This is a genomic window from Siculibacillus lacustris (genome assembly GCF_004328075.1).
In the GTDB taxonomy this organism is placed as follows: Bacteria; Pseudomonadota; Alphaproteobacteria; order Rhizobiales; family Ancalomicrobiaceae; genus Siculibacillus; species Siculibacillus lacustris.
The window spans coordinates 28,978-43,962 of sequence record NZ_SJFN01000003.1 but is presented as its reverse complement, the minus strand read 5'-3'; the positions used below and the strand labels follow the sequence as shown (position 1 = coordinate 43,962).

At 68.8% G+C, this 14,985-nt stretch carries 13 protein-coding genes; 11 read left to right on the top strand and 2 right to left on the bottom strand.

What is annotated here, in order from left to right:
• Nucleotides 1-9: 9 nt before the first annotated feature.
• Nucleotides 10-930, bottom strand: coding sequence for a LysR family transcriptional regulator (locus EYW49_RS02760; protein WP_165498103.1), 921 nt, complete (start codon nt 928-930; stop codon nt 10-12).
• A 399-nt stretch (nt 931-1,329) separates the two neighbouring features.
• On the opposite strand from EYW49_RS02760, the gene EYW49_RS02755 reads away from it, so the two are divergent.
• From EYW49_RS02755 to EYW49_RS02705, 11 genes are all read left to right on the top strand, one after another.
• On the top strand, nt 1,330-2,211 hold the full coding sequence (locus EYW49_RS02755) for a DeoR/GlpR family DNA-binding transcription regulator (protein ID WP_131305799.1): 882 nt from the start codon (nt 1,330-1,332) through the stop codon (nt 2,209-2,211).
• 218 nt (nt 2,212-2,429) lie between these two features.
• Entirely contained in the window at nt 2,430-3,134 is a 705-nt protein-coding gene (locus tag EYW49_RS02750; RefSeq protein ID WP_131305796.1) for a class II aldolase/adducin family protein, read from the top strand.
• 43 nt (nt 3,135-3,177) lie between these two features.
• On the top strand, nt 3,178-4,956 hold the full coding sequence (locus tag EYW49_RS02745) for an L-fucose isomerase (RefSeq protein WP_131305794.1): 1,779 nt from the start codon (nt 3,178-3,180) through the stop codon (nt 4,954-4,956).
• Nucleotides 4,957-5,057: 101 nt separating this feature from the next.
• A complete protein-coding gene (locus tag EYW49_RS02740; protein WP_131305791.1) occupies nt 5,058-6,611 on the top strand; it encodes a sugar ABC transporter ATP-binding protein in 1,554 nt (517 codons plus the stop codon).
• 29 nt (nt 6,612-6,640) lie between these two features.
• Nucleotides 6,641-7,660, top strand: a complete 1,020-nt coding sequence (locus EYW49_RS02735; protein WP_131305788.1) for an ABC transporter permease — start codon at nt 6,641-6,643, stop codon at nt 7,658-7,660.
• Nucleotides 7,661-7,761: 101 nt separating this feature from the next.
• Nucleotides 7,762-8,709: an ABC transporter substrate-binding protein gene (locus EYW49_RS02730; RefSeq protein WP_131305785.1), complete on the top strand. Its 948-nt coding sequence runs from the start codon at nt 7,762-7,764 to the stop codon at nt 8,707-8,709.
• Between the two features lie 100 nt (nt 8,710-8,809).
• Nucleotides 8,810-9,958 (top strand): iron-containing alcohol dehydrogenase, encoded by a 1,149-nt coding sequence (locus EYW49_RS02725; protein WP_131305782.1) that lies wholly within the window; start codon nt 8,810-8,812, stop codon nt 9,956-9,958.
• A 76-nt stretch (nt 9,959-10,034) separates the two neighbouring features.
• Nucleotides 10,035-10,469 (top strand): L-fucose mutarotase, encoded by a 435-nt coding sequence (gene fucU / locus EYW49_RS02720; protein ID WP_131305779.1) that lies wholly within the window; start codon nt 10,035-10,037, stop codon nt 10,467-10,469.
• 31 nt (nt 10,470-10,500) lie between these two features.
• Nucleotides 10,501-11,982, top strand: coding sequence for a rhamnulokinase (gene rhaB / locus EYW49_RS02715; protein WP_131305776.1), 1,482 nt, complete (start codon nt 10,501-10,503; stop codon nt 11,980-11,982).
• A 10-nt stretch (nt 11,983-11,992) separates the two neighbouring features.
• On the top strand, nt 11,993-12,862 hold the full coding sequence (locus tag EYW49_RS02710) for an amidohydrolase family protein (RefSeq protein ID WP_131305773.1): 870 nt from the start codon (nt 11,993-11,995) through the stop codon (nt 12,860-12,862).
• Nucleotides 12,859-13,881, top strand: coding sequence for an aldo/keto reductase (locus EYW49_RS02705; protein WP_131305769.1), 1,023 nt, complete (start codon nt 12,859-12,861; stop codon nt 13,879-13,881). The genes EYW49_RS02710 and EYW49_RS02705 overlap by 4 nt, the downstream gene beginning before the upstream one ends.
• Before the next feature lie 58 nt (nt 13,882-13,939).
• Here the strand turns inward: EYW49_RS02705 and EYW49_RS02700 are convergent, their stop codons facing one another.
• Entirely contained in the window at nt 13,940-14,791 is an 852-nt protein-coding gene (locus tag EYW49_RS02700) for an oxidoreductase (protein WP_131305766.1), read from the bottom strand.
• Nucleotides 14,792-14,985 lie beyond the last annotated feature (194 nt).

Here is a 14,985-nt window from a genome sequence, read left to right as displayed (position 1 = left end):
CCCCGACCTTCAGAACGCCGGATCGGGATCGTCGCGCGCCAGCCGGCGCATCAGATTGGCGAAACGCTCGGCGAGCGGCGAGAGCTTCTCGCCGCGTCGCCACATCAGGCCGACCGGCTTCAACGGACCGACGTCGCCCAGTGCGATCGCCTTGAGGCGGCCGGCGGCGATCTCCACCGCCACCAGGCGCTGCGAGATGATCGTCGCGCAGTCGGTGCTCATCACGATCGCCTTGATCGCCAGGATCGAGTTGGTGCTGATCCCGCCGATCGGCCAGTCGATCCCCGCCCCCTCGAACACCAGTTCCATCTGCTTGCGGAAGGCGCTGCCGCCGGCCGGCAACACCCAGTGGAGGTCGCGGAGCTCGCGCAGCGAAATCATTTCCCGCTCCGCCAGGGGATGATCCGGCCGCACCACCAGCGACCAGTCGGCGAAGAACAGCCGCTCGCTCTCGACCTCGCCCTCCAGGGAGCCCTGCCCGAGCCGGCTGACCAGGAGATCCAGTTCCCGCGTCTTGAGCATCGCCAGAATCTCGTCGTCGAGCCCTTCGGTGACCTTCACCGCCACGTCGGGGGTCTCGCCGAGCAGCAGGTCGAGGGCCTGCGGCACCAGACCGACGGTGGTGATCGGGGTGACGCCGATCGCCAACGGCCCGAGGACGCCGCGCGCCCGCAGCCGCATCTCCTCCTCGGCCCGCTCGATCAGGTTCTCCAGCGCCCGGGCGTGGAACACCAGGGCGTCGCCGGCCTGATTGAGCCGCGCCCCGTGGCGGCCGCGCTCCATCACCCGCACCCCGAGTTCGCGTTCGAGCAGGGCGATGCTCTGCGACAGCGCCGGTTGCGACACGCCGGTCGCTTCGGCGGCACCGCTGAAGGACCCGTGGCGGGCCACGGCCAGAACGTCGAGCAGGCGGCGGGGATCGATCTTCATCATCGGGACGTCCAGGAGAATGGGTCGGCGGGGCGTCGCCGGGCTCGGCAGCCGCGGCGGAGGTCGACCATATCACGGGAGCCGCCGCGCCGAGACCATCGCCGACGACCGCTCGCATCGTGACGGCGGTCGCCGAAGGTCGCGTCGCGCGCCCGGATGCGGGGCACAGAGGCCGCGGCGAGCCCTCCCGCAGGCGCCGAGAATCTTTCAGAACCAATCAACACGACTCAATTTGCGCTATTTTGTCGCAGATCGTTTCACGGCTCAGGGCCATTTCCGTGATGAACGGGCGCTTACAGGCGCTTGATGACAAGTTTTGAAAATTTCGCTGACGCGTTCTGAAAATTTTGCGGGTGGTCCCGATTGACCGGTTTCGACCGCGTGTCTAGGATCCGCGGCATGTTGAAGGAAGAGCGCTGCAACCTCATTTTGAAGAGCGTCGAAGGGCGCGATGCGGTCTCCTGGGAGAGCCTGCTGGCGATCGTCGACGCCTCCAGCGCCACGCTGCGCCGCGACGTCGACCACCTCGTCGACGCCGGTCTGGTGCGCCGGATCCGCGGCGGCGTCGCGCCGGTGCAGTCCTCCGCGGTCAAGCCGTTGCCGTCCTACTTCTTCCGCCAGGAGCAGATGCGCAACATGGACGCCAAGGACGCGATCGCCCGTCGCGCCCTCGCTCTCGTCACCGTGCCCGACACGCTGATCATCTTCGGCGGCAGCACCTGCGCGCGCTTCGCCGAATATCTGCCCACCTCGGGACTGACGGTTCTGACCGACTCCCTGCCGGTGACCAGTCATCTGACGCGCGCCACCGACAACCGGGTGTTCATGACCGGCGGCGAAGTGCTGCCCCAGCAGGGCATCGTGCTGAGCCCCTTCGACGAAGATCCGATCTATCACATCGCCGCCTCCACCTTCTTCATCGGCTGCCATGCCGTCACCCCGGCCGGCATCATGGAGGACGACCCGCTGCCGCTGCGCGGCGTGCGCGCCCGGATGAAACAGGCCGAGCGTCTGGTGGTGTTGGCCGACAGTTCGAAGTTCCTGGAAAGCCGCAGTCTGGTGGTCTGCCCGCTGCACGAGGTCGACATCTTCGTCACCGACGACGGCATTTCCGACAAGGCGCACCAGATGCTCGTGGATGCCGGGGTCACCGTCCTGGTGGCACCGACCCACGGGACCGACGGGGTGGAGGCCTATGGCGCCACCGATCCGAAAACCGACCGAAACCGGCGAGGGATGACCGACACCACCCGCGGCGACGTTCCGCGACCCGACAGCTGACCGGCCGGGGTCCGCGGCGATCCGACGGTCGCCCCGCACCTCGACATTCGTACCCACCCATCGCCGACCGTCTCGCCCCGCTCCGGGGAAGGGATAGACTCGTCTCGCGACGGGTGCCGGCGGACGCGTGCGACCCGACCCACCCTCCGTCCGCGGGGCCATCCCCGGACGGGTTCAGATGCGCCGACGTCGCAGCGGCCAACGACGAGGACTTCGCAATGCCGAATCAGACGATCCGCGAAGAGATGATCGCCACCTGCCTCCGGATGAACGCCGCCGACCTCAACATCGGCGCGGCCGGCAACCTCAGCGTCCGCATCGACGGCGGCCTGCTGATTACCCCCTCCGGCATCCCCTACGATCGCATGCGCCCCGAGCAGATCGTCGAGATGGACCTCGAAGGTCGCTATTACGGCGACTATCTGCCCTCGTCGGAATGGCGCTTCCACTACGACATCCTGCAGGCCCGGTCGGACGTGAACGTGGTGCTGCACAGCCACGCCACCCACTGCTCGATCCTCGCCTGCTGCCGCCTCGACATCCCGCCGATCCACTACATGATCGGCGTCTCCGGCGGCTCGGTGGTCAAGTGCTCCGACTACGCCACCTTCGGCACCCATGAACTGTCGGTCGCCGCCCTCGAGGCGCTGGGCCCGCGCTCCGCCTGCCTGCTCGGCAATCACGGCGTCATCACCGTCGGCAAGACCCAGAACGCCGCCTTCGGCGTGCTCCAGGAAATCGAGAACCTCGCCCGTCTCTACATCGGCACCCGGATGCTCGGCGGCGGCACGCTGCTGACCGAGCCGCAGATGGACGTCGTCCTCTCCCGCTTCAAGACCTACGGCAAACAGGCCGGCGAGATCGACCCGTCGATCACCGACCGCATCGAACCGCCGGTCCACGGCGGCGCCCGTCGCGCCTGAGCCGCGTTTCGATCAACGACAACGACGTACCGAGGAACTCGCCATGACCGACCACATCCCGGGAGAACTGCCGAAGATCGGCATTCGTCCGACCATCGACGGGCGCCGCGACGGCGTCCGCGAGAGCCTCGAAGTCCAGACCATGGGCATGGCCGAGGCGGTCGCCGCGCTGATCTCGTCGCGCCTGCGCCACCCCGACGGCCGCCCGGTCGAATGCGTCATCGCCGACACCACCATCGGCGGCGTCGCCGAGGCCGCGGCCTGCGCCGACAAGTTCCGCCGCGAGAATGTCGGCGTGTCGCTGACCGTCACGCCGTGCTGGTGCTACGGCTCCGAGACCATGGACATGGATCCGACCATCCCGAAGGCGGTGTGGGGCTTCAACGGCACCGAACGCCCCGGCGCGGTCTATCTCGCCGCGGTGCTCGCCGCCCACAATCAGAAGGGCATTCCGGCCTTCGGCATCTACGGCTCCGAGGTCCAGGACCGCGACGATTCCTCGATCCCCGCCGACGTCGAGGCCAAGATCCTGCGCTTCGCGCGCGCCGGCCTCGCCGTCGCCACCTTGCGCGGTCGCGCCTATCTCGCCATGGGCTCGGTGTCGATGGGCATCGCCGGCTCGATCGTCGATTCCGCCTTCTTCGAGAAATACCTCGGGATGCGCTGCGAGAGCGTCGACATGAGCGAGTTCCAGCGCCGCCTGACGCTGAGCATCTACGACCCCGAGGAATATGCGATCGCGCTGGCCTGGGTCGAAGCCAACTGCGTCGAGGGCCTCGATCCCAACGCCCCCGACAAGCGCTCCGACGCCGCGACCAAGCGCGCCGAGTGGGAGACCTGCGTGAAGATGACGCTGATCGCCCGCGATCTGATGATCGGCAATCCGCGCCTCGCCGCCCTCGGCTACGGCGAGGAGGCCGCCGGGCACCACGCCATCGCCGCCGGCTTCCAGGGCCAGCGCCACTGGACCGACTTCATGCCCAATGGCGACTTCATGGAGACCATCCTGAACTCGTCCTTCGACTGGAACGGCGCCCGCCGGCCGCTGGTCATGGCCACCGAGAACGACTGCCTCAACGGCGTCGGCATGCTGTTCGGCAACCTGCTCACCGGCCGCGCCCAGATCTTCTCCGACGTGCGCTCCTACTGGAGCGCCGACGCGATCGAGCGGGTGGGCGGCTGGAAGCCCGAAGGCGCCGCCAAGAACGGCCTGATCCACCTGATCAACTCCGGCTCGACCTGCCTCGACGGATCGGGCGAGATGACCGTCGACAACCGCCCCGGCATCAAGCCGTTCTGGGAAGTCACCGAAGAGGACCAGAAGCGATGCCTCGAGGCGACCCGCTTCTGCCAGGCCGACCACGGCTACTTCCGCGGCGGCGGTTTCTCCACCGACTTCACCACCCGCGGCGGCATGCCGGTGACCATGGTCCGGCTCAATCTCGTCGACGGCCTCGGCCCGGTGCTGCAGATCGCCGAGGGCGAGACGGTGACCCTGCCCGACGCCGTCCACGACACCCTCGACCGGCGCACCAACCCGACTTGGCCGACCACCTGGTTCGCGCCGCGTCTGACCGGCGCCGGCCCCTTCGCCTCGGTCTACGGGGTGATGGCGGCCTGGGGCGCCAACCACGGCGCGATCTCCTACGGCCACATCGGCGCCGACCTGATCACGCTGGCCGCGATGCTGCGCATCCCGGTCGCCATGCACAACGTGGCGCCCGAGACGCTGTTCCGGCCGAGCGCCTGGAGCCTGTTCGGCATGGACGCCGAAGGCGCCGACTACCGCGCCTGCGGCAATTTCGGCCCGCTCTACGGCTGACCCCCTGCCGTTCCGGGGCGGCGACGTCGCCCCGGGACCGTATCCGCCGCGCGGATCGCGCCGCGCACCGACCGCCCGTTTCACGCAAGAGCGACATCCCCATGTCAATGCCAACCACCCCGGCCGCGACGGCCTCCCTGCCGGGAGCCGTCGGCGAAGAGGTCCTGCGCGCCACCGGCATCACCAAACGCTTCCCCGGCGTGCTCGCCCTGGACGGCGTCCACCTCGATCTCAGGCGCGGTGAAGTTCACGCGCTGTGCGGCGAGAACGGCGCCGGCAAGTCGACGCTGGTCAAGATCGTCACCGGTCTCTACCAGACCGACGACGGCGAGGTCGTCTACAAGGGCGAAGCTCGGCACTTCGCCTCGATCCAGGACGCCCAGGCGGTCGGCATCACCATGATCCACCAGGAACTCAACCTGGTGCCGCATCTCACCGTCGCCGAGAACATCTATCTCGGCCGCGAGCCCAAGAAGGGCTGGTTCGTCGACAAGAAGAAGATGGAGGCCGACGCCCAGGTCTATCTCGATCGACTCAAGGTCGGCATCCGCGCCAACGAACTGGTGCTCACCCTCACTGTCGCCCGCCAGCAGATGGTCGAGATCGCCAAGGCGCTGTCGCTCGACGCCGAAGTGCTGATCATGGACGAGCCGACCTCGTCGCTGACCGAATCCGAGATCGACCGCCTGTTCGAGATCATCCACGAGCTCAAGGCCCACGGCGTCGGCATCGTCTACATCTCCCATCGCCTGGACGAGTTGCGCCGCATCGTCGACCGCGTCACGGTGATGCGCGACGGCCGCTACGTCTCGACCCGCAACCTCGCCGACATCACCGTCGACGACATCGTCTCGGCGATGGTCGGCCGCAGCCTCGAGGAAAAGTTCCCCGAACGCTCCTCGGCGCCGACCGACGAGGTGATCTTCCGGGTCGCCGGGCTTTCGCGCACCGGCAAGTTCCGCGACGTGTCCTTCGATCTGCGCCGCGGCGAGATCCTCGGCTTCGCCGGCCTGATGGGCGCCGGGCGCACCGAAGTGGCGCGCGCCGTGTTCGGCGCCGATCCCAAGACCGCCGGCACCGTCACCCTGGCCGGCCGCGAACTGTCGATCGCCTCGCCGATCGACGCGATCGAGGCCGGGATCGCCTATCTCTCCGAGGATCGCAAGCTCAACGGCCTCGCGGTGAAGATGTCGGTCAAGGACAACATCACCATGGCCAACATGGCGGCGGTGTCCGACCGTTTCGGCTTCATCGATCCGCCCAAGGAGCGCTCGGCGGCGAAGAAGTTCGTCGACCTCCTGAACATCAAGACGCCGACCATCACCCAGATCGCCAAGAACCTCTCGGGCGGCAATCAGCAGAAGGTGGTCATCGGCAAGTGGCTGTTCCGCGACAGCCGCGTCCTGTTCTTCGACGAACCGACCCGCGGCATCGACGTCGGCGCCAAGTTCGCGATCTATCAGCTCCTCGACAAGCTCGCCCATGACGGCATCGGGGTGATCCTGATCACCTCCGAACTCCCCGAGATCCTCGGCATGACCGACCGCGTCGTGGTCTTCCACGAAGGCGAGGTCACGGGAATTCTCGAAACCCGCAAAACCAGCCAAGAAGAGATCATGCAGTACGCCTCCGGCGTCAAGCACATGTTCCGTTGAAACAGAGCAAGAAATTCTGGAGACGTCCCATGGCCATCACCGAAACCGGAGCTCCGGCCCGTAAATCGAACATCGACAGGAAGGATCTGATTCAGAAGTTCGCGGCTCTCGCCGGACTTCTGATCCTGGTCGTCGTCTTCTCGATGACCAGCAATGCCTTCATGTCGATGAGCAACGGCGTGACGATCGCCCTGCAGACCACGTCGATCGCCTACCTCGGCCTCGGTGCGACCTTCGTGATCATCACCGGCGGCATCGACCTGTCGGTCGGCTCGGTGCTGGCCCTCGCCGGTGTCGTCGCCGGCATCGCCGCCAAGGCCGGCGTGCCCGTCTCGCTGGCGATGTGCGCCGGCGTCCTGGTCGGCGGCGCCTGCGGCTGGGTCAACGGCATCATCATCACCCGCATGAAGCTGCCGCCGTTCATCGCCACTCTCGGCATGATGATGGTCGCCCGCGGTCTCGCCCTGCAGGTCACCGGCGCCCGCGCGATCTCCGGTCTCGGCGAAGACTTCGGCGTGCTCGGCAACGGCTCGTTCCTGCGCATCGTCGAGGAAGGCGCCAACGGCTTCCCGAAGGTGGTTTTCCCGGGCGTCTCCTACGCCGTCATCGTCATGGCCGTGCTGGCGATCGCCTGCGCCGTGGTTCTGGCCAAGACCACCTTCGGCCGTCACCTCTACGCGATCGGCTCCAACGAAGAGGCCGCGCGCCTCTCCGGCGTCGACGTCAATCGCACCAAGATCGGCGCCTACGTGCTGTCCGGCCTGCTCGCCGGTCTGTGCGGCTGCGTGCTGATGTCGCGCCTGGTCACGGCGCAACCCAACGAAGGCGTCGCCTACGAACTCGACGCCATCGCCAGTGCCGTCATCGGCGGCACCTCGCTCGTCGGCGGCGTCGGCACGATCTCCGGCACGGTGATCGGCGCCTTCATCATCGGCATCCTGCGCAACGGTCTGAACATGAACGGTGTCTCGAGCTTCATCCAGATGATCATCATCGGGCTCGTGATCATCGGCACGGTGTGGATCGACCAGATGCGCAATCGGCGTTGACGGCGCGGGGGGCTCCCCCCGTCCGTCTCCACAGGCACGCTCGTGCCGTCGGCAGAGCTGCCACTTCAAGCAGTCGTCCCGAACAACCGGAGGAACGTTCAATGAAGAAAATCGTACTCGGCGCCGTCGCGGCCACCCTGATGACCTTCACCGCCTCGGCGGCTCTCGCCCAGAGCAAGGAGATCGCGGTCATCGTCAAGACCTCGAACTCGAACTTCTGGCAGAACGTCAACAAGGGCGCCGACGCCGCCATCAAGGAGCAGTCCAAGTACACCATGACCTTCCAGGGTCCGGCGGCCGAAGCCAACGTGGCCGACGAAGTGAACATGGTCGAAAACGCCATCAACCGGAAGGTCGCGGGCATCGTCCTCGCCCCGTCCGATCCGGACGCGCTGGTTCCGGCGATCAAGAAGGCCTACGAGAATGCCATCCCCGTCGTGCTGATCGACAGCTCGATCTCCGCCGCCGGTGAGAAGTACTATCAGGCGTTCCTGTCGACCGACAACGAGAAGGCCGGCCAGCTCTGCGCCGAAGCCCTGATCAAGAAGATGGGCACCACCGGCAAGGTCGCCGTGATGTCCTACGTCGCCGGTGTCGGCTCCGAGATCGGTCGCGTCGGTGGCTTCACCAAGTACATCAAGGCCAACTCGAAGATCGAGATCGTCGGACCGTTCTACTCGCAGTCGCAGATGGCGACCGCTCTGAACCAGACGATCGACACGCTCGCCGCCAACCCGGACCTCAAGGGCATGTTCGGCGCGAACGAGCCGACCGCCGCCGGCATGGGCCGCGCCATCGCCCAGTCGGGCAAGGCCGGTCAGATCACCGCCATCGGCTTCGACGGCAACCAGGACCTCCAGGACTTCGTCCGCAACGGCACGCTCCAGGGCATCGCCGTCCAGGGATCGTTCCAGATGGGTTACCTCGGCGTCCAGACCATCGTGAAGATCGTCGGCGGCGAGAAGGTCGCCAAGACCATCGACACCGGTGTCGTGTTCGTCACCAAGGACAACCTCGACAAGCCGGAAGCCAAGAACGTCCTCTACTGATCTCCGACGCCCGCCGGCATCGATCCCCGCGGGGATCGGTGCCGGTCGGCCCCGGCCGGCGCCCGCTCGCGCCCCGGCGTTCGCTCACAGGAACCCGTCCATGACCTTTCGCCTCTGCTTCCCGAAGATCAATCTCAGCGGCGCCGGTGCGCTCGCCGACGTCCCCGCCGAACTCGCCGCCCGCGGCTTCACCCGGCCGTTGATCGTCACCGACCGCGTGTTGGTGAAGGTCGGTCTGGTCGAGCCGCTGGTCGCCGGTCTGGTCGCGACCGGTCTCTCGCCGGTGGTGTTCGACGGCGTCGAGCCCAATCCGACCACCGCGATCGTCGCGGCGGCCCACGCCGCCTTCGTCGCCAACCGCTGTGACGCGATCGTCGCGGTCGGTGGCGGCAGCCCGATCGACACCGCCAAGGCGGTACGCATCCTCTCCGCCAATCCCGGCCCGATCACCCTCTACAACGGCGTCGGCAAGGTCGCCAAGGTCGGCGCCTTCCTGGTGGCGGTCAACACCACCGCCGGCACCGCGGCGGAAGTCACCTCCAACGCCGTGATCACCGACACCGCCAATCAGGTGAAGATGGTGATCATCGACGCCAACATCATTCCCGACGTGTCGGTCAACGACGCCTCGATGATGCTCGGAATCCCCGCCGCGACAACCGCCGCGACCGGCATGGACGCCCTGACCCACGCCGTCGAGGCCTATGTGTCGCTCGGCCACCACGTGCTCACCGACTTCTCGGCGCTGGAGGCGATCCGCCTGATCGCGACCTATCTGCCCCGCGCGGTGGCGAACGGCGCCGATCTCGAAGCCCGCGAGATGATGGCCTATGGCCAGTTCATCGCCGGCCTCGCCTTCAACTCCGCCGGTCTCGGCATGGTCCATGCGATGGCCCATCAGCCCGGCGCGGTGAAGAACCTGCCGCACGGCGTGTGCAACGCCATCCTGATGCCGATCGTCGAGGCCTTCAATCGACCTCACGCCGTCGCGCGCTTCGCCCGCATCGCCCAGGCGATGGGCGTCGACACCGCCGGCATGACCGAGGAAGCCGCCTCGCTCGCGGCGATCGCGGCGATCCGCGACCTCTCGGCGAAGGTCGGAATCCCCAAGGGCTTCGCCGAACTCGGCGTCACCGAGGCGGATCTCCCGACCTTCGTCGCCAAGGCCCAGAAGGATCCCTGCGCCCCCGGCAATCCGGTGCCGATGAACGACGACCAGGTGCTGGCGCTGTTCCGCGAAGCCCTCTGATCGGTCATTCTCGGTCTCGGCCGACCCTGCGCCGCCCTCCCTCCGGCGCAGGGTCGCATCCGGAAAGGTCATCGTCATGTTGCGCGGAATCTCCCCCCTCCTGTCACCCGACCTGCTGGCGCTCCTGTCGCGCATGGGCCACGGCGACGAACTGGTGCTTGCCGACGCCCATTTCCCGGCCGAGAGCTTCAACGCCCGCGTCCTGCGCGCCGACGGGATCCGGATCGCGCCGCTGATCGACGCGATCCTGCCCCTGTGGGTGCTCGACCCCTATGTCGCCGATCCGATCGTCATGATGGCGCCGGTCGAAGGCGACGCGCTCGACGCCGCGGTGGTGGCGAGCTATCGCGCCGCCATCGAGCGCCACGAGCCCGGCGCTCCGGCCACCCGCTTCCTGCCGCGCTTCGACTTCTACGACCGGACCCGCTCGGCCTTCGCCGTCGTGCTGACCGGCGAGACCGCGAAATACGGCAACATCATCCTGAAGAAGGGCGTGATCCCGGTCGCCTGACCGCACGCCCGCTTCCGGCGGAGACGTCCCCATGAGCCGCGAGCTTCCCATCACCCGCGTCGCCGCCGTCGATCTCGGCGCCGGCAGCGGACGCGTCATCCTCGCCGAACTCGCCGACGGTCACCTCGCGCTGACCGAGGCCCATCGCTTCGAAACCCCGGGCCTGATCGACCCCGAAACCGGCGAACAATGCTGGGACGTCGCGACGATCGAGGCCGAGGTGCGCCGCGGCATCGCCGCCGCCGAGGCCCTGGCGCCGCTCGACTCGGTCGGCTGCGACACCTGGGGCGTCGACTTCGTGCTGCTCGACGGCGAGGGCCGCCGCATCGGCCCGGCGGTCGCCTATCGCGACAAGCGCACCGACGGCATGATGGACGCGGTCTTCGCCCGCATCGCCCCCGACGAGATCTGGCGGCGCACCGGCATCCACTTCCAGCCCTACAACACCCTCTATCAGCTCGCCGCCGTCGCGGCGCAGCACCCCGACCGGCTGGCCCGCGCCCGCCACCTGCTGATGATGCCCGACTGGCTGCACTATTGCCTGTCCGGGGCGATCACCAACGAATTCACCATCGCCACCACCTCGCAGATGCTCAATCTGGAGACCGGCGACTGGGATCCCGCGCTGCTCGCCCTGGTCGGCGCCGCGCCCGGCCTGATGAAGACCCCGGTCGCCGCCGGCACGGTGATCGGCGAGCACGTCCTGCCCTCCGGTCGCCGCATCAAGGTGGTCGCTCCGGGCGGTCACGACACCGCCTCGGCGGTCGCCGCCGCCCCGCTCGGCGGGCCCGACGAGGCTTTTCTCTCTTCCGGCACCTGGTCGCTGATGGGCATCGAGAGCCCCGCGCCCTTCACCGGACCCGATGCCCGCCGCTTCAACTTCGGCAACGAGGGCGGCGTCTGCGGCCGTCGGCGGGTGCTGAAGAACCTGATGGGCCTGTGGCTGATCCAGGGCGTGCGCAAGGAGATGGGCGGCCCGGCCTTCGCCGATCTGGTCGCCGCGGCCCGCGCCGCGCCGGCCTGGACCTCGGTGATCGATCCCGACGACCCGCGCCTGCTCAATCCGCGCTCGATGGTCGCCACCTTGCGGCAGCTCTGCGCCGAGGCCGGCGAACCGCTGCCCGACGGGCTCGGCCCCCTGGCGCGCTGTGTCTTCGACAGCCTCGCCCTCGACTATGCCCGGGTCAAGGACGAGCTCGAGGTCCTGCGCGGTGCGCCCCTCACCCGCATCCGGATCATCGGCGGCGGCAGCCAGAACACGCTCTTGAACCAGCTCTGCGCCGATGCCTGCCGGCTTCCGGTCTCCGCCGGCCCGGTCGAGACCTCGGCGCTCGGCAATGCCTGTCTGCAGATGATGGCGCTCGGGGCGATCGGCTCGCTCGAGGAGGCCCGCGCCGTGGTGCGCGGTTCCTTCGCGGTCACCGACCATCGCCCCGGCGATCTCGTCCCCGACGCGGTCCACGCCCGCTTCCGCGCGGCGGTCGCCCGCTCCGCCGCCCGCCCTCGAGCCTGACGGATCCCCCATGGCCACACCGATCGTCGACGCTCACCACCATTTCTGGGACCCGGAAGACGGCGACTACGGCTGGCTCAGCGGCCCCTATGCGCCGATCCGCCGGGTCTTCGGACCCGAGGATCTCCGGCCGGAACTGGCCGCCGCCGGCATCACCGCCACCGTCCTGGTCCAGACCTGGGGCAGCGTCGCCGAAACCCGACGCTTCCTGGCGCTGACCGAGACCGTCGACTTCGTCGCCGGCGTGGTCGGCTGGGTCGATCTCACCGCCCCGGACGTCGCCACGGTGATCGCCGATCTGAAGGCCTGCCCCGGCGGCGACCGTCTGGTCGGCATTCGCCACCAGGTCCACGACGAGCCCGATCCCGACTGGCTCGGCCGCCCCGACGTCCGCCGCGGTCTCGCCGCGGTCGCCGGCCACGGCCTCGTCTACGACCTGCTGCTGCGCCCGCGCGAACTGCCGGCGGCACTGGCCGCCGTCGCGGCGCTGCCCGATCTACGCTTCGTGATCGATCATTTCGCCAAGCCCGACGTGCGCGGCGGCGGCTTCGCCGCCTGGGCGGCGCTGATGGCGCCCTTCGCCGACCATCGCGACCACGTCGCCTGCAAGCTCTCCGGCCTCGTCACCGAAGCCGACTGGGAGACCTGGAGCCCCGCCGATCTCGCCCCCTACGTCGCCGAAGCGCTGCGCCTGTTCGGCCCCGAGCGCTGCCTCTACGGCTCGGACTGGCCGGTGTGCCGGGTCGCCGGCGGCTATCGCCGCTGGTTCGACGCGCTGGGCGTCTGCCTCGATTCGCTCGCGCCGGCCGACCGGGCGCGGGTCCTCGGCGGCACCGCCGTCGACGTCTATCGCCTGAACCTCACGGAGCCGTCGGCATGACCCTCTCGCATACCACTCCGCCCGCCGTCCTCTCGGGCCATCCGATGACCGCACCGATCGGCTTCGGCGCCTCCGGCCTCGGCACGCTGACCTGGAACATTCCCGACGACGTCGCCCAGACCATCCTGGAAGACGCCTGGGGCGCCGGCTTCCGCTACTTCGACACGTCGCCGCTCTACGGCCACGGCCTCAGCGAACACCGCCTCGGCCGCTTCCTGCGCGGCCGGCCGCGCGAAGACTTTCTGCTGTCGACCAAGGTCGGCCGCTATCTGGTGGCGCCGAAGAAGGGCGAGGTGGTCGACACCGGGCAATGGGTGGCGCCGCTGCCGCTGAAGCCGGTGCTCGACTATTCCTACGACGGCACCATGCGGGCGCTCGAACAGTCGTTGAACCGGCTCGGCGTCGCCTCGATCGACATCGTCTATGTCCACGACCTCGACCGGCGCAATCTCGGCGCCGACTTCGATCGCCACTGGGCCACCGCGCTCGGCGGCGCCTTCCGGGCGCTCGACGAATTGCGCCGCTCCGGCGACATCCAGGCCTACGGCGCCGGCATCAACGAATCCGACGTCGCCGCCGATCTGGTGCGCGCCACCGACCTCGACATCCTGATGCTGGCCGGCCGCTACACCCTGCTCGAACAGGGCGCGCTCGCCGACTTCCTGCCGCTCGCCGAGGCCCGCGGCGTCGACGTGGTGGTCGCCGGGGTGTTCAATTCGGGCATCCTGGTCAAGCCGCCGACCCAGGGCGGCAACTACGACTACGGCGAGGCGCCGCCCGAGATCATCGAACGCGCCCGCCGCATCGCCGCGGTCTGCGCCGAATTCGACGTGGCGATGCCGGCCGCGGCGGTGCAGTTCCCCTATGGCCACCCGGCGGTGAAGACCGTGGTGATCGGCCTCAGCCGGCCGAAGTACCTGCGCCAGAACCTCGACTGGTTCGAGGCCGACATTCCGCCGGCCCTGTGGGCGCGGCTGAAGGAGACCGGCCTGCTCGCCGCCGACACGCCGACGCCGTGAGCGACAGATCCGCGGACCAATCGGCGGACGGGACGCAGCGCCCCGCCCACCGGCGACGTCACTTCGGGAAGTCGGCGCCGCGCGCCGTGCCTTCCCAGGCGGTGAATTCGCCGCGCAACTCGTCGAGCTTCGCCAGCGCCTGGTCATAGGCCCAGTTGCCGAGCAGCAGCCGATGCGGCGGCGCCTTCGATTCGACCGCGGCGACGATCGCCTTGGCCGCCCGCACCGGATCGCCCGGCTGATTGCCCGACCCGGTCCGCAGCGCCCGGCGACGTGCCCCGGCGGTCGCGGTGTAGTCCTCGATGGTCACCGCGCTCTCGTCGGCCGAGCGGCCGGCCCAATCGGTGCGGAAGCCGCTCGGTTCGACCAACATCACCTTGATGCCGAGCGGTTCGGTCTCCTGCCACAGCGCTTCCGACAGGCCTTCGACCGCGAACTTCGAAGCGTTGTACCAGCCGAGCGCCGGGAAGGCGCGCAAGCCGCCGATCGACGAGAAGTTGACGACGAAGCCCGAGCGCCGCGCCCGCATCCCCGGCAGCACCGCGGTGGTCATGGCGGCGAGGCCGAACACGTTGATGTCGAACATCCGGCGGGTCGCCGCGTCCTCGGATTCCTCGACCGCGGCGAAATAGCCGATGCCGGCGTTGTTCACCAGCACGTCGATCCGCCCGTACTTGGCTTCGGCGGCGGCGACGGCGGCGGCGATCTGGCCGGAGTCGGTGACGTCGAGGGCGAGCACCAGGGCATCGCCCTTGGCGGCGAGGTCGGCGATGTCGGCGGGCTTGCGGGCGGTCACCACCACCCGGTAGCCGTCGGCGAGCAGCTGTTCGGCGAGGTGGCGGCCGAAGCCGGTCGAGCAGCCGGTGATGAACCAGACCGGCTTTGCGGTCGCGGCGTCTGTCGTGGACATGGGGTCTCTCCAATGGCGGGGTGCGGTCGACCGGCGCGGGAGGCGCCGTCGCCGAGGGGCGCCCCCGGGCCGATCGCCGGAGCGCGCCCGTCGGAGCACGTCCCCTCATATGGGGCGCCGACGGTCGCGAAGAAGCCCCCGCCACGCTTCGCCGCACCCGCCGTCGCCACCCGCTCCGGCGGGAGAGGCGCGCG

Excerpts from the sequence above, each read along its gene's own strand:
- EYW49_RS02760 (WP_165498103.1), bottom strand. The coding sequence starts at position 930 with ATGAAGATCGATCCCCGCCGCCTGCTCGACGTTCTGGCCGTGGCCCGC.
- EYW49_RS02755 (WP_131305799.1), top strand. The coding sequence starts at position 1,330 with ATGTTGAAGGAAGAGCGCTGCAACCTCATTTTGAAGAGCGTCGAAGGG.
- EYW49_RS02750 (WP_131305796.1), top strand. The coding sequence starts at position 2,430 with ATGCCGAATCAGACGATCCGCGAAGAGATGATCGCCACCTGCCTCCGG.
- EYW49_RS02745 (WP_131305794.1), top strand. The coding sequence starts at position 3,178 with ATGACCGACCACATCCCGGGAGAACTGCCGAAGATCGGCATTCGTCCG.
- EYW49_RS02740 (WP_131305791.1), top strand. The coding sequence starts at position 5,058 with ATGTCAATGCCAACCACCCCGGCCGCGACGGCCTCCCTGCCGGGAGCC.
- EYW49_RS02735 (WP_131305788.1), top strand. The coding sequence starts at position 6,641 with ATGGCCATCACCGAAACCGGAGCTCCGGCCCGTAAATCGAACATCGAC.
- EYW49_RS02730 (WP_131305785.1), top strand. The coding sequence starts at position 7,762 with ATGAAGAAAATCGTACTCGGCGCCGTCGCGGCCACCCTGATGACCTTC.
- EYW49_RS02725 (WP_131305782.1), top strand. The coding sequence starts at position 8,810 with ATGACCTTTCGCCTCTGCTTCCCGAAGATCAATCTCAGCGGCGCCGGT.
- fucU (WP_131305779.1), top strand. The coding sequence starts at position 10,035 with ATGTTGCGCGGAATCTCCCCCCTCCTGTCACCCGACCTGCTGGCGCTC.
- rhaB (WP_131305776.1), top strand. The coding sequence starts at position 10,501 with ATGAGCCGCGAGCTTCCCATCACCCGCGTCGCCGCCGTCGATCTCGGC.
- EYW49_RS02710 (WP_131305773.1), top strand. The coding sequence starts at position 11,993 with ATGGCCACACCGATCGTCGACGCTCACCACCATTTCTGGGACCCGGAA.
- EYW49_RS02705 (WP_131305769.1), top strand. The coding sequence starts at position 12,859 with ATGACCCTCTCGCATACCACTCCGCCCGCCGTCCTCTCGGGCCATCCG.
- EYW49_RS02700 (WP_131305766.1), bottom strand. The coding sequence starts at position 14,791 with ATGTCCACGACAGACGCCGCGACCGCAAAGCCGGTCTGGTTCATCACC.